Raw genomic sequence first — 16,451 nt, 5'->3', positions numbered from 1 at the left:
TCACACCTCCTCGCAGCTCATGCCTTCGAAGCGCAAGGCCACTTCACCCTTGTCGAGCTCGAGCGCCTTCGCGCACCAGGCGTTGCGCAGCACGTAACTCTTTTTCGTGTCGGTATCGAACGACACCACCACGTCGACCATGTCCGCCAGCTCCTGCAGCGAGGTGTCGGCGCTGTGCGCGATCGAGCATTCAACGTAAGGCACGGTCGGCTTTTCCTTGTAGCCGAGCACGCCCGAATCGCCCAGTTCGGCGGTGCGCTCCGGGTTGCCGAAGCCGAGCTTGGCGCCTTCTTTCGACGCCATGCGTTTGCCGGCGACGGTGACGTAGGCGCGTCCGGTCAGTTGTCCCATTTTTGTTTACCTCACACTCACAGAATGAATTGAACGGCGGCCGCGAAGACGTCGAACTGATTGACGACGTTCGGCGGCAGCACGGCATTGACGCGGCACTCGTCGGCAACCGAACGGAGCACCTTCAGCTCGCGCTTGAAGCCGTCGAGGTCTTCGAGCAGCCCGACGTATTCCAACTGGGCGGCGGCGGCGATCAGCGTGTTGCGGATCAGCTTCGGCGTGGCGATCTTCTGCCCCGGGGCGATGCGCTCGAGCACGTCGTCGTCGGCCAGTTTGTGCGCCGGATAGTCGCGCGCGACCGCAAAGCGGAAGACGTAGCGCATGTAATCGACCGTCCACTTGACGTTCAGCTTGAGCAGGCTGCGGTCGTCCATGCTGAAGGTGTTGGTCTGGTAGGTGGTGATCACCTGCTCGACCATTGCCGCGCCCGACTCGTCGAAGATGATCGTGCTGATGCCATCGTGCAGGATCAGGTTGCGCTCGGTCTGGGTGAAACGCAGCGCCTCGGCCGGCGCCATCACTGCGGGCAGGGAGAGGCCGCGGAACGGGATCGCCGGATCGTTGCCGCCGGAGAACTCGACCGCAGCGGCGGCCTGTGCGGCAATCACCCAGGGCAGCGTCGGCGAGCCGTTGAGCCCGAAGACCGTGCTGTGCGGACTGTTGCGGGTGGAACCGAAGGTCGACAGCGTCGCCGCAGTGCCGGCCTTGAAGGCGAACACGTGGCCGGCGCGCATGTCCATGCCGCCCCAGCGGCTCTGCAGCTCGGTCTCCATCGCCACCAGGTTGGCGGTGTCGCTCCATGGCATGACGATGCTGTAGTAGGCGCCGGTACTCATGGCGGCAATCAGCGCGAGCACGTCGGGGTTGCCGCTACCGGCAACGCCGGCAGCGATGGCCATCGTGACGCCCTTCGGCATTGCCTCGCCGTCGTAGTAGTTCCAGCGCACGTCGATGGCGCCGGCGTCGGCGCCCTTGTGGCGGGCGGTCAGCGTTACCACGCCAGCGGCGGAGGTGGCCGTCACCGGCGAATCGAGGTCGGCATTGACGGCCGCGGCGATGGCCGTGGCAATGGCGGCAACGGCCTGCCCCGAGCTGATGCCGATGGCGATCCGCCGACCGCCGATGTAGAGATAGGCCGTTCCCGCCTCGGTGGGCGCGCCGGTGACGGTGATGGTATAGGTGGCCGCCACACCGGCCGGCAGGTCGTCAGCGGCCAGCGCCCACATTTCGGTGTAGGGATTGACCTGGTTGGCGGCGGCAATCATTTGCGCCAGCTGCGATCCGCGGCCGAAGTAATTGACGCCGTCGGTCGCACGCGTCACCCGGGTGAGCACGCCAGCGGCAACGGTGCCGGTGGCGAGGCGCTGGCCGAGGATGAGGATACGGCGCGCCATTCCCGGCAGGCCGCGGACCGCCTTGGTGTGGTCGATTTCGATGAACTGACCGGGCACCCGCCAATCAATGGGGATGGTCAGGAAGTTGATGTTGTCGGGCATGGTGGGCTCCGTTGATCAGGACTTGGCTTTAACGGCCGTTTCGGTGGCGGCCGCGGGCTGCTCAGGCACCGGGCCGAGCGTGGCATCGCCATCGCGCTCGCGGCGAAGCCAGTACGACGTGCGCTCGACGGCTTCGCCGGCGGGGTCGAGCGGCTTGCCGTTTTCGTGCCGGACGAGAACGCCGGGCTTCGGCGTGGCGAAGATTTTTTCCATTGAGTTACTCCTTGTTGGCGAGGCGGTCTTTGAGGCAGTAGCCCATCAGCGGCCAAATCTTGGCGATGGCGTTCTGGCGGGCGATCTTGCGGCCAATCTCGGCGTCGAAGTTTTCGGGAGAGGCGCATGCCGACTCGCCGGTGACGGTGAAGCCATTGCGCAGTACGAGGACGCAGAAAGTGAGCAAGCCGAGCGCCTTGAAGTTATCGATCCCCTCGATGTGTTGCACCCCAGAACCGCCTGCCGACAACAAGCCATCGGCGGCGGTGAAGTAGTGCTCGCTGGCGATGTTCGCCTCGATGTCCGCCGGCGTGATGCGCGGCGCCGTCAGACCTTTTGCCTGGATTTCATTCTCGATTTGGTCGGGCATCACTGCTTACTCCTGAAGTTTTAGGGTGTCGGTCAGTCCGGGTGCCGACGTGCTGTAATCCGGCGGCTCCTGGAGCCACTTGCTGTGCTCGGCCGCGCTGGCCTGCGCGTCGATGTCGGTGGCGGCGTGGAAGGTGCGAAAAGCGGCAAGGTCCGCTTCGTTGATCGGCAGCTGCAGGCGTACATCGGCGGATGCCTGGATCGGCACTACGCCGACGTAAAGGCCTTTCTTGGCGATCGCCTCGCTGGCGACCTGGTCGCACGAGAGCACCTCAAAGCCGGCTATGGCATCACCGGCGCCGACCGTGGCGCCGTCGACCAGCGTCATCACCGCGTCCAGCATTTCGTACAGGCCGATGGCGACCCCGTCGCCGTGGCGCGCTGCCTGCTGGCTGCGGCTGTTCTTGGCCACGCAAGCGATGCCGAACTTCGGCCGCGCATAGCCGCGGACGACCGGGAACGAGCCCATCGCCACATAGACCGCCGGCGCGTCGGTCGAAAAGCGGCCGAGCAGGCTGTCGCCGTCGAGGTCCGGCAGCGAATCGACCTGGCGCAAACGCGAGGCGAGCGGCGACGCACGCAGCAGCGCGACGAGGCCGGTTTCGAGTTCAACCAGCATGGGAGGCCCCTCCGATCGCGCCATTGATGCGCCGGGCGAGCGCGTCGAGGATGTCGTCGCGGTCGTCGGCATTGACGCCGAGGAACGGGCGCGCCGGCATCTTCACTGCCTTGACGACGGCAAAGCCGCCACCCGGCAGCCGGAACTTGAGCGCACCGCCGGACTTGGCGCGGATGGTGCCGCCGAACTGGTGAATCGCCGCGTAGATGCGATTGACGCCCCACTCGGCAAAGTCGGCGCCGGCGCGGCCGTTGATCGACCCGGACAAGTGGCCATCCTTCGTCAGCGTGCGGCCGCCGGCCAGCTGAGCGCGCAGGCTCGGCTGCCACTTCACGCCATCGGGGCCGGTTTGGCTGCGGAAGCGTGCGCGCGTGCTGTTCTCGCCAATGGCGGCAATGTCGCGCATTGCTGGCGAGGCATCGCGGCCGAGCGCGATCAGCCGGCGCAGCGCGCCGTTGATCTGCCCGTCTTCGATCTTGATCCAGGCGTCCATCAGATGAAGTCCGCCGACGCGCTGCGCCGCCACACGGCGGGCGCGCTGGTCATCTCGACATTGCCGCCGCTGGCGGCGGGCGTGTCGGCCGGATCGCCCAGCGAGACCTTGCCGGCTGCGACGTCGCGAAAGAAGGAGAGCGCCGCGTCGTAGCGCTTCTGGATGGTTTCGGACGCGTTATCGTCATGCAGGAAGTAACGCGCCAGGTCGCACGCCAGGCGCGTCACCGCCGCCGGCGGGTTGGCCATCGGCACGGCGTAGCGCGTGGCCAGATAGCCGTCGATGGTGCTGTCGGCATCGGCCAGCGCCTGCGCAATCAGCGCTTGCGCGCTGGCCACGGCGGCGCGCTCGGCGGCAGACCACGCCGCCAGGCTCTCGCCCGCCACCGCTGCCGTAAGCAGCTCCGGGCCAACCAGGCGCGGGGTCGACCGATCGACACGCTGGGCGATCTCCTCGGCCGCAAAGCGCGCGAGCAGGTCGGCGGCGGTGGCGTAGGACATGGCTACTTGCCTTTCTTGGCGTCGACCGGACCGCTCACGGCCTTGATGGCGAGCAGTTCAGCAGCCTCGGTGTCGGACAGTTCGAGCGAGCCGCCTTCGGGCACGACGACGATCTCCTTCGTCTCGGCGTTCGGCATGGTCTTGATCGGGGTGTTGGCGATGTAGGTTCCCACGGCAGTCTCCTGGCGCCCCCGGACGAACCGGGGGCTGATTGGTCAATGATTGATGGCGGCGGCGGTCAGGCCGGGTTCTGGATCAGATAGCCGGCGCTGATACCGGACAGCACCGGCGCACGCTCGTACGTCACCGGATAGATCCACGACTTGGAGTTGTCGTCGTAGTACGGCTGATCGGCGGCGGGGTTGCCCGTCATCGTGTAGGTGTAGCCATACGACGGCTCATCCGGATCGGAGAGCTGGCCCTCGGGAACGAAGGCGAGCACGGCGTTATTGCCCCAGATGTCGGTTGCGACGTTGGCGTCGTTCCAGTAGACGCCGGCGCCGACGATGACCTTCTTGACGTTGAAAAGCCCAGCCAGCATGTCCGGCGTGATCGACTGCGCGCTGGTGTACTGGAAGCGAGCGACGATGTTCGGATTGTTCTTGCAGGCGTTGAAGCCGACGGCCGAGAGCAGCAACACGTTCGGATAGACGCCGCACTGGCTGCGGATTGCCTCGCGGCCAGTGTCGATATCGGCCAGCGGAACGCCGGTGGAGACGCTCCATTTCGTGGCGCCGGCGAGCGTGATCTTGTTGCCTGCGCCGTAATTGGCGGCATTCGTTGCCAGCGCCGCTTGCTCGACTTCGACCGACAGCTTGAGCGCCTTCATCGTCTTGCGAACGGCGCCGCTGCCCAGATCGACGCCCGGCACCAGCGAGGCGTCGCGCTGATACTCGCGCGGCACCATGCCTTCCAGGGAGTGATTGAAGAGCGCGAAGGGCTTGCCGAGATAGCCGTACTGGACGCGACGGGTTGCCGAGCCCGGCGTGCGCGCCGAGGAATACAGACGGAAGGCCTCGCGGCCGAACTCCAGAATCTGGCCGCCGGAGACGGCGACGTAAGCGGTCGGAAAAAGCACGTTGCCGACCATTTCCTGATTGCTGTAGCCCTGGGCGACAGACGACAGGATCGGATCGATGACGCGGACCGACGAGGGAGAGAGAACGTTGGGCATGACGGTTCCTTGGGGTGATTAGCGAAGAGGGGGCGGCGGATCAGGCCATCGCGATTTCGATCAGGTCGCCCGCAGCAGCAGCGGCCTGCATGGCGTAGCCGACGATGTACTGGGGCGGATCTCCGCCAGCCACCGTGCCGGCGCCGTTGGCTGCCGCCGAAGTGACCGCCGTTGCGCCCGCTGCGATGGTGATCGCCGTCGCCGTAACGACGCGAGCAGTGGCATCAACCGCCAGAGCAGCGCCGACTGCGATCGCTGCACCGGCTTCGGCCACAGCGGTGCCCAAGCGGCATGCGCGCCCGTAGGCGCCGGAGGCCACACTGAATTCGGCGATGCCGAGCACCTTCTGACCAGCGACAGAGGCTTGCGCCCCGTTGAAGCCGACAGCGCGGTACTCCTGAACGGCGCTGCTGGCGAGAAACGGAAGGGAAAGAATGGAAATGGCTTGCTGACTCATGATGTCTCCCGGGGTGGATATCAGTGACCGCCGACGGCCTTCACCGCGACGAGGTAATCGACCTTGTGCTCGGCCTGGTACGTGAGCGCCGCCTGGTGGATCGCGAGCTGCGCGGGATCAACCTGCGCGCCGGCCGGAGCGGCAAAGTCGCCGCCACCGACAAGCGGTTTCGGCGGCACGCCGTTGGTCTGCGTGCTGAGCGGCGCGACAACCGGGGCGTCCTTGACGAAGCCCTTGAGGGCGACGACGTCGAGCGTCTTCGCCCACGCCTCCTGCGCCGGCAGCAACTTGCCGGCGGTCAGCGCCGCGGTGATCACCTCGGCCTTTTCTTGCTCGGCGGCGGCAGCCTTGAGCGCGGCGTTTTCGGCGCGGGCACTCGCCAGTTCGCCCTGGGCGGCGGTGAGCGCGGCGATCGGTACGAACTTGGCCGGATCGGGCGCGGCGCTCTTCAGCGCGGCAATCTCACGTCCCTGGTCGGCGAGGTACTGCGCCAGGTCGAACGAGGTTGCCGCCTGGGCCGGACCCGACTTGATCTGATCGATCAGCTTCTGCAGCTGGGCGGTGACTTCTTCGGCGGTGGCGCCGACGGGCAGGTTGAGCAGGTAACGCAGCTGCTCGAGGAGTTCATCCATTGGGTTCTCCTGAGGGGTGAAGGAAAGGGCGGCGGAATACTTCGCTGCAACGGCGGCGGTGAGCCCGGGCTGCAAATCGAGGGCAGGGAAATTGGTCAGCGCCACATGCAGCACGCGCACCGGCGCGCCGCTGGCGTCGTACTCGAACACCGGGCTGATGTAGCGGTACTCGTCGGACTCGATGAAGTTGGCGGCGCGCTCGGTCCACTTGGCGCCGACCACGTAGAGGCCATCGCCCTCGCGCCATTCGAGCGCCTTGAACCAGCCGGCGGCCGGCGCGGGCTGACCGTTCTTTTCTGCGAGAAGCGTCTGGTGCTCGTAGTCGATGACGAAGTCGACGCCCGTCGCCGCCACCTGATTGATCAGGGCGGCGGCGATGGTGGCGTCCATGCGCCAGGCGGGGATTTCGGCGGGGCGGCCGTCGCGCGCCCGGAACTCGCCGGCGGGGAGCAGGCGAAAGTCAGCCGCCGCGTTGACCTCGAAGGTGAGGACGGCAACGCGGCCGGCGGTGCTACGGCGAGAGGCGGAGGGCTTGGTTGGCTTCGACATGCGGCCACCTTAGGGGGTGGCGGTCGAGCCTTCCATTAACGTGAGTTAGAACCTGATGCGGGGCGCTCGCGGGCGCGCAGGGGCGCGTGATGGGCACAGAAGAGGACTCGCCAGCGAGCCCGAAAAGTTCAGGCGGGCTTGATGTCGGCCCAGTGCAGCAGGTGGCGCGTCAAACGCTGGATGCGAGAGACGCGGAACGAATAATCCGCGCCGCCATTCTGGCCAAAGCCCTCGGCACGCAGCAGCTCGTTGTGGCAGAGCACATCGAGCGCGCGGTAGATCGGCGGCTCGTCTCGCTCGATCGCAAGCCGCTCGCCCTGGTGCGCCGACCAGGAAGCGGGCGAGTCGTCGCTGGCGAGCAGGCGAATCTCCAGCGCAACAAAGCGCGCTTTCAGATCGCGGTGCAGGCCGGCCTTGGCCGCGTAGCCGACGACGATATCCCACGCCGCGAGCACGGCAGCAACGGTGGCGAGCGCCAGCAGCCAGGCGGGGGAATCACCGGGGCGCGCAATGTCGAACAGCACCGACCCGGACAGCAGCACCGTCAGGCCGCCCGTGATCTGATGCAGCCGCTCGAAGAAAGCGCGCCGCCGGTCGTGATAGCGGATGGAACGGCGGACATCGAAGAGCAGGCGGAACTGATCGTCGCTCATGTCCTGCAGGTTCATTTTTTATCGCCCTTTCCGCCGTTGCCGCCGTTACCGCCCCGATGAGGATTTGGCGGCGCCGGCATGGTGTTGGTGACTGCCCACCCGTGGCCTCGCTGATCAGACAGCGGCACGGCTTTGTCGTGCGTTTTGTTCCGGTCCGGATAAACAGCCGGCTTGCTCGGTTTCTTATCTTCCGCCACTTTGCTTCTCCCTTTCAAGTTGTTCTAAAAACTGCTGGCGCCGCAAACGGCGGTGCAGACCCCCGCCGCGCTGCCGCGCCGAGCCGTTTATAAACGCGCAGGCTGAGCCTCCGACCAAAAGCCTGCGCATCCGCCTGCACCTTGCCCCCGGTTGCGCCCCACAGCGCTTCCGCACCGATCGAGCCTGAGCGAAACAGGCGCTGTTCCTCTACCTCCGATCCTGGAGAATCGTGTCGATAATTTCGATGCGCTCGCGGTAGTAGGCGACCATCTTTCCCTTGCGCTGGCGCACGGTGGCCAGCCACATCGATGGGATCGCCATTGCGCCGATCATCCAAGCGAACATCCAGAACTGCCCTGCGATCTTGAACCACGCATCGGACAGCAGCAGCCACACCGACCCGATAACACCAGCCAAGAACCACCAGAACGGAATGCTGAAGAAAATATCCCGGCGCATCTGCCAAAGCTTCGCCTTGCACCGCTTGAGTTCCCAAGTCAGCTCTGTCGTATCACAGTCCCACAGCATTTGCGCCCCCACGTTGATGATGTCTCGGCCAGCCACGTAACCGACTTGGCCATTGAATTCCTGCTTATTCATCTCTCCCTTTCTTTGAGGTTCCACAGCGGCAGGGGCGAAGCCCCTACACCCTGCGGGGCTGATTAGAGGGCGCCGTTTCGGCGCGCTGTTTTCTTGCGCTCCGCAACGGCTCGATAAACCGCCTCGAGCTCCAGTGCGGAGAGGTCTTTCAGGGAGCGGCCGCTGTAGCGATCGGCCAGCAGTTGCGGCAACGCATCGGGCTGGCCGATCTCTTTCAATACCGCGTGGATGTAGCGATAGCGGCTGTTTCGCCAGTCCGCATCTTTGGCCGGGGCGCTTTTCGCCGAGCGCAGCCGCGCGAGCCAGGTCTGCAGATACGCCTCGGCCTGGGCAAAGTTCTCCGCCGGGATCAGGTGATAGCTCGTCACCTTGAGCTTGGCTGTCAAGGCCGACCACACGGTGGCGTGCCGCTTGGGCACGCGCTTGATGGCCGTCTCCAGCGCAACCACCTCGTTGACCAGATCCTTGAGCCGGACCTTCTGGGCCGGCGAGATGTGTTCGGGGCCGGGCTGGATGACGACCTTGAGGCGTGGCCGTGCCGCCACCTGCAGATGGATGTCGCCCGTCTGGCCAATGATGTTGTTGCCGCCGGAGATGCGGCCGATCCGGATGCTGTTGCCGGGCGCGTCATTGATGACGTCTCTGCCGGCGATGTCGCCTTCGATTGCTCCCTGGAACTCTTGCTTCACAACGGTCGCTTTCCCTTCGTCTTGATGATGTCGCGCCCGGCAACGTCGCCGACGGCACCGTGGAATTCCTGAATCGATCCTTCGAAGTTCTTCGGCGGCTGAGGGCTGGACCCGGCGCCGCCCCGGGCGCACAGCTTGACTACCGCGCGCGCCAGCTGCTGCGCGTCGAGCTTCTTGTCGAGCGAGAGCAGATCCACCGCGTCGAGCACCGCCTGATGCACGGCGGCTTCGCCGATGCCATCACCCCGCCGCTGGCCGGTGATGACGTACTGGACGTCAACGCCGGCAGTGGCGATTGCGGCGAGATAAGCCGCATCGGGGGAGCGCTCTGCCTCCTCATAGTTGAACTGCGTCTTGCGGCCAACGCCGCCCGCAGCTCCGAAATCGCTCTGGTTCAGGCCGAGCCGTTCGCGCTCTTCACGCAGCCGCTTCCCAATGCCCACAAAAAGCCCCATAAACAATTTGACAATGGGTACAAACGTACCCATAATTTATTCACACCGTCCAACACAGCACGGCGACTTAATCGACACCCGAAAGAGCGCCTAACCCCCGAAGGAGCTTCCATGAAACAACTGCGTACTGCCGAAGAAGCCCGCGCCGAACTGAAGCGTCAGGGCATCTCCATCACCGCTTGGTCGCTGGCCAACGGCTTCTCGCCCAACCTGGTCTTCGAAGTCCTCGGCGGCCGCAAGAAGTGCGCTCGCGGCGCCGCCCACAACATCGCCGTCAAGCTCGGCCTCAAGGACGGCGTCGTTTGCACCGACCCGGCCCGCGCGCTCGACTCGCAGGCTGACCGCCGCATCGCCGCGTGAGACCTGCCATGTCGGCCGATCAACTGCTCGCACTGCTCGCGGAGTTCAACGGCAGCAACCACGCCGAGCTCGCGATCAAGTACCGCATTACTACTGTGCAGGTTCATCGCCTGGTAGCGCAGCTGCGTCACGCAGCGCTGCGCGCGGCGCTCCTGGCAAGCGTTGAAAACTCCGCGCAAGTCCTCGTGGCATTCCGGTTTCAACAGGAGTTCCTATCTGGCACCGAAGCTGTGCTTCAAGCCGTTCAAAAGGCCAGAGCAGCGGGCTATGAGGATCGTCTTGTGCTTGCTCTGCATATTCTCGCGGCAGCGCCTGCAGCAACTGCGCCGGACTCCGGCTCGACTCCGCCAGCTGCGCCAGAAGAAAGCCAATCAGCGCCTCAAGCCCATCCTGATACAGCGCCGCTTCCTTCAGCGCCGCTGAAGTCGTCGCTGCTACCTGATGCAAGCCGTATTCCATTTCAGCCATGACGTACTCCCCTATCCAAATTATCGACGCTTCATCCTATTTCATGCAAACGCGTTGCAACAGCCGCAATTCGGCGATTTGTTTGGCGCGGCCATTTGCCGCCCGGAAAGGGGGCTTCCAATGAGCCGCCGGAACTGGAAACGCCTGCAGCCGACCAGCCTGCGCCACGCGCTGGAGCTGTGCAAAGACCACGCCCGCGAGCGCCGCAACCTCTCCGTTGAGCGTATTGCCGACGCGATGGGCATCACCGACCACTGGTCGCTCTACAAGTGGATTCAGTCCGGCCGCTTCCCGGCCAACCTGATCCGCCCCTACGAAAACGTCTGCGGCATCGACTTCGCCACCCGCTGGCTGGTGGCCAGCGCCGGCCGGCTGATGGTCGGCATCCCGACCGGGCGCAGCGCCTCGGCCGCCGACATCCAGACGCTGCAGGCGGTGCTCAACGATGCCGTCGGCGCGCTGATCGGCTTTTACGCCAGCCACGCCAACGCCGACGAGACGCTCGGCGCGATCCAGGCGGCGCTGGAAACGCTCGCCGCGCACCGCGGCAACGTGGTCAAGCACGCGCAGCCCGAACTCGACTTTGCAGGAGAGGCGGAATGAGCCGGGACGACGACGAACGCGGCGCCGCGCTGAAGGTGCTCGACGTGCTCGATGCACTGTCGGCTTACGCCGTGAATGGCGTCTCGAACGCCGCGCTGGCCAAGCAACTGAATCTGAGCGCCAGCAACATCACCCGCGCGACGCGCCTCCTGATCGAAAAGGGCTGGGCGCGCAAGGACGAGACCACCGGCCACTTTCACCCCACGCCCCGGATGGCCCGAGTCTTCGGTCGCGTGATGGCCGATCTGGACCGCGCCGATCAGCGACTGGCGGAAATCCGCCACAACTTCACCCGTACGAACTGAACTGGAGAACGCCAACATGGCACGCCCGACCAAAGCACTCCCCACCCCCGCCGACGACGGATTCAACCCGGCACGCCTCGAAGAGGCCAATGAGGCCGCCAAGCAACTTGGCGCCCTGCAGCAGGGTTACGAGCAGGGCCGTGACCTGGTCAATCAGCTGCTCGGCCAGGCGCAAGCGTTCCAGGCAGCAGGCGATCTACTCCGAACGTTCGGAGTTTCTAAGCTCGCGATCGTCAAGGAAAACAAGCTGTATCAGCAACTCGCGGGTGCAAGAACTCCGAACGGTTCGGAGTTGAAGGGTACGTGGGTGGAATTTTGCAGCCTGCTCGGGATTTCCGACGACAAGGCCAATCAGGACATCGCCAACCTGCAAGCGTTCGGCGAGGAGGCTCTGGAGCAGATGCAGCGCGTCGGCATCGGCTACCGTGATCTGCGTCAGTTCCGCAAGATGCCTTCTGATCAGCGCGCAGCACTGATCGAAGCGGCCAAGGAGGGCGACAAGGACACTTTGCTGGAACTGGCCGAAGACCTGATCGCCAAGCACGCGAAGGAAAAGGAGGCGCTGACGCAGCGCGCCGAAGCCGCCGAGGCCGACCTCGAAGCTCGCGGCGAAGTGCTCGAAGGCAAGAACCGCAAGATCGACGAGCTGACCGAATCGCTCGCCAAGGCGCAGCGCCGCGTGAAGGCGCTGCCGCCGGCCGAGGTGGCCGACGAGCTGCGCAAGGAAGTCACGCAAATGGCGGGCATGGCCGAAGTGGGCATCCTCGCGCTGCGCTCCGGTTTGGCGGCGCTCGCCGAGCATGCCGAAACGCACGGCGCCAATCACGAAGACTTCACCGCGGGGCTGATCTGCCAGCTGGAGCTGGCGATCAAGCAGCTGCGCGGCGAGTTCGACATCAAAGCCCGTCCGGACGGCGACGACACGCCCGAGTGGGCGCGCCCCGGCGCCGAAGCGCGCATCAAAGAAGCGACGGCTGCTGCGATGGCAGAAAACGGCTGGGCCTTCGATGCGAGCGGAAAGATGGTTCCCGCCGAGCTGGCGAAGAAGGGCTGGGAACTCGATGCGCAGGGCCGCATGGTGGCGGCCGGCACGGTGGCAGAGGCCTGAGCCATGAGCCCGGCGCTGACGGAAAGATTGGTGTCGCTGGCCTGCGCCCTTCGCCAGGCGGCGCACGGCAGCAAGGACGCCATCTACCAGGCTGCGTGCCAGGAACTGGGGATGTCGCGCGCCACGTTGCACCGCAAGCTGAAAGAGGTAGCCATCATGGGCGAGCGCAAGAAACGCCGCGACGCCGGCAAGACGGCACTGTCGCGCGATGAGGCGCTGGTGATCTCCGGCGTGCTGACGAACTCGGCGCGCAAGAACAACAAGCGTCTGTTCGGCGTGGGCGATGCGGTTGAAGCGCTGCGCGCGGATGAGAAGGTGCGCGCCGAGGGCATCGACAAATCGACCGGCGAAGTCCGGCCGCTCTCGCAGAGCACGATTCACCGCGCGCTGCGTGCCTACAAGCTGCATCCCGACCAGCTGGCCGAGCCGGCGCCGGCGACGCAGCTGGCCAGCCTGCACCCGAATCATGTGTGGCAGATCGACGCCAGCCTGTGCGTGCTCTATTACCTCAAGCCCGGCGCCGGCGCAGGGGCGCGCGAGAGCGGCCTGCAGGTGATGGAAGCCGACAAGTTCTACAAGAACAAGCCGAAGAACCTCGCCCGCATTGCCGCCAACCGCGTTTGGTCGTACGAGCTCACCGATCACACCAGCGACTGGATTTACGCCGAGTACGTGATGGGCGCGGAGTCCGGCGACAACCTGTGCTCGGTATTGATCAACGCGATGCAGGAGCGTGGCGGACAAGACCTCATGCACGGCGTGCCGAAGATCCTGATGCTCGACCCGGGTTCAGCCAACACGGCGGCGATGACGAAGAACCTGTGCAAGTCGCTCGGCATCCGGCTGATGCCGCACGCGCCGGGCAACGCCCGCGCCACCGGGCAGGTGGAAAACGCGCGGAACATCATCGAGCGCAAGTTCGAAGCGCGGCTGAAGTTCGAGCCGGTGGCGAATCTCGACGAGCTCAACGAGCGCGCCCGGCAATGGCGGATGGCGTTCAACGCGACGGCGATTCATCGCCGGCATGGACGCTCGCGCAGTGCGGTGTGGATGACGATTACCGCAGCGCAGCTGGAGAAGGCGCCGCCCGTAGAAGTGTGCCGTGAGCTTGCCGTCGCGGCGCCCGAGCCGCGCACGGTGACGCCGCTGCTGCGCGTGCAGTTTGCCGGCCGCGAGTGGGACGTGTCGACGGTGCCTCAGGTGATGGTTGGCGAGAAGGTGCTGGTGACGCGCAACCCGTGGCGCGACGATGCGGCGCAGGTGGTGCGGATCGACGCCGATGGCCGCGAGGTTTTCCACGTGGTGGCCGAGGTGAAGAAGAACGAATTCGGCTTTGCCGAGACGGCTGCGGTGATCGGCGAGCGCTATCGCGCGCCTGCCGATACGCCGGCGCAGACGGCCAGCAAGGAAATCGAGCGGCTGGTGATGGGCGCGGACACGCAGGGCGAGGCCGAGGCGGCACGCAAGGCGAAACGCCTGCCTTTCGGCGGCGAGTTCCATGCCTTCAAGACGATCACCGATGCCGAACTGCCGAACTATCTGCCGCGCCGCGGCCGGGCGCATTTGCTGACGCCGCCGACGGTGGAGTTTCCGCCGCTCTCGCACGTCGAGGCCGCACGCCGTCTCAAGGCGAGGCTCGGCGAGCGCTGGACGAGCGAGCACTTCGCGCGGCTGGCAAAGCGCTTTCCCGAGGGCGTTCCCGAAGACCAGCTCGATACGGTTGCCGCCGAGCTCGAGGGCGCGCGCGCGGCACAGGGCGAACCGGCAGCGCGGCTTCGCGCGGTGGGAGGTGCGTGATGCTCAGGCTGAAGCTTTTGCTCGGCCCCCCCGGCTGCAGGCAGGCCGATCTGGCGCGGGCACTGAAGGTATCGACCGCGACTGTCGCTCAGATCGTCAATCACGGCTCCTGGCCAAAGAGCTTGCCGCAGGAAACGCTCGAGGCGGGAATCCGGGCCTTTCTTTCGCAGGCCAATGTTCCAGCGGCCGATATCGCAACCGCTTTCGAAGTAGTGGGGCAGACGCGCGCCAACGCGCCTGCCCCGGTCTCCCCGCAGCAAACCACTGACGACTTACCCAAGGAGGATTCCATGTTACTGCGTAAACAAACCCTTCACCCGGCGACGAAGAAGCACTTCTCGCTCTTCCGCGACCCCTTTGCAGAGGATGCCATCCAGTCCGACGAGGACATGTATGTCAGCCCCGATATCCGCTATGTGCGCGAGTCGATGTTCTCGGCGGCCAAGTTCGGCGGCCTGCTCGCCATCGTCGCCGAGTCCGGCGCCGGCAAGACGACGCTGCTGCGCGACCTGGAAGAGCGCATCGAGCGCGAGCACCAGCAGATCGTGCTGATTCGCCCCTACGTGTTGGGCATGGAAGACAACGATCAAAAAGGCAAGACGCTCAAGGCCAGCCACATCGCCGAGGCGATCATGGCGACGGTGGCACCGCTGGAGCGGCCGAAGAGCAGCCCGGAAGCGCGCTTTCGGCAGTTGCACCAGGTGCTGCGCGAGAGTCACGCCGCGGGCTATCGGCATTGCCTGGTGATCGACGAAGCGCATGCGCTGCCGGTTCCGACGATCAAGCATCTGAAGCGCTTCTTCGAGCTGGAGACCGGGTTCAAAAAGCTCTTGTCGATCATCCTGATCGGCCAGCCCGAGCTGCAGGCGAAGCTGTCGGAACGCAACGCCGACGTGCGCGAGGTGGTGCAGCGCTGCGAGATGGTCGAACTGCCGCCGCTGGATGGCGGGCGCCTGGATGACTACCTGCGCTTCAAGCTGGAGCGTGCCGGCAAGGCGGTTGCCGATGTGATCGACGCGGGCGGCATTGACGCCATCCGCGCCAAGCTGACGGTGACGGCGCAGCGGCGCGACAAGGCGGAGACGGTCTCGCTGCTGTATCCGCTGGCGGTGGGCAACCTGATGACGGCGGCGCTCAACGTCGCCGCCGAGATCGGCAGCCCGCTGGTAACGGCCGACGTGGTGCGGAGCCTGTGATGAGCGCCGCCCATCTTCAACAGCCGCGGGCGCTGATCGACTCGGCGGCGCCGGACGCTACTCGCCAAACGTCGATCGCGGCGGCTACCAAGCTGATCACCAGCTTGCTGAACGCCGTGGTGTGGCTGATCAGCCAGCGCTTCAGCGTGATCAGCTTTCACGGATCGCGCGACATCGGCGGCGACAAGATCGTGATCGTCGTGGCGCCCAGCCCGCGCCTGCATGTGGTCTTCAAGGATGACTGCGCCTGGCGCCAGCGGCGGCAAGACGGCGCGCTGACGATCTACACCTGGTTCGCCGATCGCTTCGGCGTGAGGATTGAGTGGGAAGAAGTGACATGCCTTTGATCACTGAAACCATCATCTGGCACCCGACCGCCGAGCAACTGCCGGACTCGGATACGACGGTACTCATTACCGGCAACGTCGAGGCAGGAAATGTCTGGCTGGGCTATCTCGACGGCGAGCAGTGGCGCAATGCTGACGGCTGGCCGATTGATCCGCCCACTGCTTGGGCGACGATGCCGGCCGGGCTCGAGGCGGCGCAAGAACCTTTGACTGGCGTGCGCTGCGAGGTTGTGAAGAACTGCAAGAGCTGCCGGCACAGCTTTGGACGCCTGTCCTGCGCGCTGGCTGGTCGCGATTTCGACAGCCTAACGCGCGCCACAACGCCACCCGACTGGTGCCCGCTTCCGGTTTACACGGCCGCATTTGCTACCGCCGAGAAAGGCGGTGCCGTATGAAGCCGCTCGCTGCAGTTCTGCGCTGGGCAGAACGTGCCCGCCTGGCGCTGCGCTTTTCCGTCTACCTGCGCTATTCGCCGCGCCGGGCGTGGCTGCTGGCGAAGCGGGAAGGCCTGGCATGAGCAGCCTTTTCTCCTCGCAAATCGCGGCGCTGCTGCAGATGAAGACGCCCGAGCAGGAAGTCGTCGAGGCCCTGCGCGAGGCGCGCGAGCCGCTGACTTTCAGCGACATCAAGGTGCGGGTGAGCACGCATGCGCTCAGCCTGACGCGCCTGCTCGATCTGCTGCTGACCCGCCGCGTGATCGAACGCGCCAGCGATGTGGATGCGCCGGCGGGCTCGCCGCGCAAGAAGGTTGCGACCTACCGCCTGTGCGCCGGTGCCGATCTCTCCGCTTTTTCCGTCTCCAACTGAACTGAAAGGATT

General features: G+C 65.5%; 27 protein-coding genes. 11 read left to right on the top strand and 16 right to left on the bottom strand.

Annotation, left to right across the window (positions count from 1 at the left end; all coding sequences use genetic code 11):
* From GGD90_RS04560 to GGD90_RS04485, 16 genes are all read right to left on the bottom strand, one after another.
* A complete protein-coding gene (locus tag GGD90_RS04560; protein ID WP_153114620.1) occupies positions 1-351 on the bottom strand; it encodes a phage tail tube protein in 351 nt (116 codons plus the stop codon).
* 17 nt (positions 352-368) lie between these two features.
* Positions 369-1,847, bottom strand: a complete 1,479-nt coding sequence (locus tag GGD90_RS04555; protein ID WP_153114619.1) for a phage tail sheath subtilisin-like domain-containing protein — start codon at positions 1,845-1,847, stop codon at positions 369-371.
* A gap of 15 nt (positions 1,848-1,862) precedes the next feature.
* A complete protein-coding gene (locus GGD90_RS04550; protein WP_153114618.1) occupies positions 1,863-2,060 on the bottom strand; it encodes a DUF2635 domain-containing protein in 198 nt (65 codons plus the stop codon).
* 4 nt (positions 2,061-2,064) lie between these two features.
* Positions 2,065-2,430: a Gp49 family protein gene (locus GGD90_RS04545; protein ID WP_153114617.1), complete on the bottom strand. Its 366-nt coding sequence runs from the start codon at positions 2,428-2,430 to the stop codon at positions 2,065-2,067.
* Positions 2,431-2,436: 6 nt separating this feature from the next.
* Positions 2,437-3,048 carry a phage protein Gp37 gene (locus GGD90_RS04540; RefSeq protein WP_184414921.1) on the bottom strand — a complete coding sequence of 204 codons (612 nt, stop codon included), beginning with the start codon at positions 3,046-3,048 and terminating at the stop codon, positions 2,437-2,439.
* The gene (locus GGD90_RS04535) at positions 3,038-3,541 is read right to left on the bottom strand and encodes a phage virion morphogenesis protein (RefSeq protein ID WP_153114615.1); all 504 of its coding nucleotides are present in this window, start codon (positions 3,539-3,541) and stop codon (positions 3,038-3,040) included. Before GGD90_RS04535 ends, GGD90_RS04540 begins: the two co-directional genes overlap by 11 nt.
* Positions 3,541-4,041, bottom strand: coding sequence for a gp436 family protein (locus GGD90_RS04530; RefSeq protein ID WP_153114614.1), 501 nt, complete (start codon positions 4,039-4,041; stop codon positions 3,541-3,543). Before GGD90_RS04530 ends, GGD90_RS04535 begins: the two co-directional genes overlap by 1 nt.
* 2 nt (positions 4,042-4,043) lie before the next feature.
* Complete coding sequence (locus GGD90_RS04525; RefSeq protein WP_153114613.1) at positions 4,044-4,214, bottom strand: hypothetical protein; 171 nt, start codon at positions 4,212-4,214, stop codon at positions 4,044-4,046.
* Positions 4,215-4,279: 65 nt separating this feature from the next.
* Positions 4,280-5,215, bottom strand: a complete 936-nt coding sequence (locus tag GGD90_RS04520) for a major capsid protein (RefSeq protein WP_153114612.1) — start codon at positions 5,213-5,215, stop codon at positions 4,280-4,282.
* 40 nt (positions 5,216-5,255) lie between these two features.
* On the bottom strand, positions 5,256-5,672 hold the full coding sequence (locus tag GGD90_RS04515) for a capsid cement protein (RefSeq protein WP_153114611.1): 417 nt from the start codon (positions 5,670-5,672) through the stop codon (positions 5,256-5,258).
* 20 nt (positions 5,673-5,692) lie between these two features.
* Complete coding sequence (locus tag GGD90_RS04510; RefSeq protein ID WP_153114610.1) at positions 5,693-6,853, bottom strand: phage protease; 1,161 nt, start codon at positions 6,851-6,853, stop codon at positions 5,693-5,695.
* A gap of 128 nt (positions 6,854-6,981) precedes the next feature.
* Positions 6,982-7,521, bottom strand: coding sequence for a hypothetical protein (locus GGD90_RS04505; protein ID WP_153114609.1), 540 nt, complete (start codon positions 7,519-7,521; stop codon positions 6,982-6,984).
* Positions 7,518-7,703 carry a hypothetical protein gene (locus GGD90_RS04500; RefSeq protein WP_153114608.1) on the bottom strand — a complete coding sequence of 62 codons (186 nt, stop codon included), beginning with the start codon at positions 7,701-7,703 and terminating at the stop codon, positions 7,518-7,520. The genes GGD90_RS04505 and GGD90_RS04500 overlap by 4 nt, the downstream gene beginning before the upstream one ends.
* Positions 7,704-7,911: 208 nt before the next feature.
* Entirely contained in the window at positions 7,912-8,304 is a 393-nt protein-coding gene (locus GGD90_RS04495) for a hypothetical protein (protein WP_153114607.1), read from the bottom strand.
* Between the two features lie 62 nt (positions 8,305-8,366).
* The gene (locus tag GGD90_RS04490; RefSeq protein WP_153114606.1) at positions 8,367-8,993 is read right to left on the bottom strand and encodes a hypothetical protein; all 627 of its coding nucleotides are present in this window, start codon (positions 8,991-8,993) and stop codon (positions 8,367-8,369) included.
* Positions 8,990-9,481, bottom strand: coding sequence for a helix-turn-helix domain-containing protein (locus tag GGD90_RS04485; RefSeq protein WP_221227654.1), 492 nt, complete (start codon positions 9,479-9,481; stop codon positions 8,990-8,992). The genes GGD90_RS04490 and GGD90_RS04485 overlap by 4 nt, the downstream gene beginning before the upstream one ends.
* 78 nt (positions 9,482-9,559) lie before the next feature.
* Between GGD90_RS04485 and GGD90_RS04480 the strand changes: the two genes are divergently transcribed.
* The 11 genes from GGD90_RS04480 (at position 9,560) to GGD90_RS04435 (ending at position 16,439) form a co-directional block, all read left to right on the top strand.
* A complete protein-coding gene (locus tag GGD90_RS04480; RefSeq protein WP_153114605.1) occupies positions 9,560-9,808 on the top strand; it encodes a DNA-binding protein in 249 nt (82 codons plus the stop codon).
* Positions 9,809-9,816: 8 nt separating this feature from the next.
* Positions 9,817-10,278, top strand: a complete 462-nt coding sequence (locus GGD90_RS04475) for a hypothetical protein (protein ID WP_153114604.1) — start codon at positions 9,817-9,819, stop codon at positions 10,276-10,278.
* Between the two features lie 118 nt (positions 10,279-10,396).
* Complete coding sequence (locus GGD90_RS04470; protein WP_153114603.1) at positions 10,397-10,879, top strand: hypothetical protein; 483 nt, start codon at positions 10,397-10,399, stop codon at positions 10,877-10,879.
* Complete coding sequence (locus tag GGD90_RS04465) at positions 10,876-11,184, top strand: helix-turn-helix domain-containing protein (RefSeq protein WP_153114602.1); 309 nt, start codon at positions 10,876-10,878, stop codon at positions 11,182-11,184. The genes GGD90_RS04470 and GGD90_RS04465 overlap by 4 nt, the downstream gene beginning before the upstream one ends.
* 16 nt (positions 11,185-11,200) lie before the next feature.
* Positions 11,201-12,292, top strand: a complete 1,092-nt coding sequence (locus tag GGD90_RS04460; protein ID WP_184414920.1) for a hypothetical protein — start codon at positions 11,201-11,203, stop codon at positions 12,290-12,292.
* A gap of 3 nt (positions 12,293-12,295) precedes the next feature.
* The gene (locus tag GGD90_RS04455; RefSeq protein ID WP_153114601.1) at positions 12,296-14,089 is read left to right on the top strand and encodes a DDE-type integrase/transposase/recombinase; all 1,794 of its coding nucleotides are present in this window, start codon (positions 12,296-12,298) and stop codon (positions 14,087-14,089) included.
* Positions 14,090-14,211: 122 nt separating this feature from the next.
* A complete protein-coding gene (locus GGD90_RS04450; protein WP_221227653.1) occupies positions 14,212-15,285 on the top strand; it encodes an ExeA family protein in 1,074 nt (357 codons plus the stop codon).
* Complete coding sequence (locus GGD90_RS04445; RefSeq protein ID WP_153114599.1) at positions 15,285-15,632, top strand: hypothetical protein; 348 nt, start codon at positions 15,285-15,287, stop codon at positions 15,630-15,632. Before GGD90_RS04450 ends, GGD90_RS04445 begins: the two co-directional genes overlap by 1 nt.
* Positions 15,629-16,027 carry a hypothetical protein gene (locus GGD90_RS04440; RefSeq protein ID WP_153114598.1) on the top strand — a complete coding sequence of 133 codons (399 nt, stop codon included), beginning with the start codon at positions 15,629-15,631 and terminating at the stop codon, positions 16,025-16,027. Before GGD90_RS04445 ends, GGD90_RS04440 begins: the two co-directional genes overlap by 4 nt.
* A complete protein-coding gene (locus GGD90_RS18205) occupies positions 16,024-16,149 on the top strand; it encodes a hypothetical protein (RefSeq protein ID WP_265589142.1) in 126 nt (41 codons plus the stop codon). The genes GGD90_RS04440 and GGD90_RS18205 overlap by 4 nt, the downstream gene beginning before the upstream one ends.
* Positions 16,146-16,439, top strand: a complete 294-nt coding sequence (locus GGD90_RS04435) for a hypothetical protein (protein ID WP_153114597.1) — start codon at positions 16,146-16,148, stop codon at positions 16,437-16,439. The genes GGD90_RS18205 and GGD90_RS04435 overlap by 4 nt, the downstream gene beginning before the upstream one ends.
* Positions 16,440-16,451: the final 12 nt, after the last annotated feature.

Origin of the sequence: Rhodocyclus tenuis, from assembly GCF_014197755.1 — a bacterium.
GTDB lineage: Bacteria > Pseudomonadota > Gammaproteobacteria > Burkholderiales > Rhodocyclaceae > Rhodocyclus > Rhodocyclus tenuis.
This window is presented reverse-complemented; position numbering and strand designations above follow the sequence as displayed.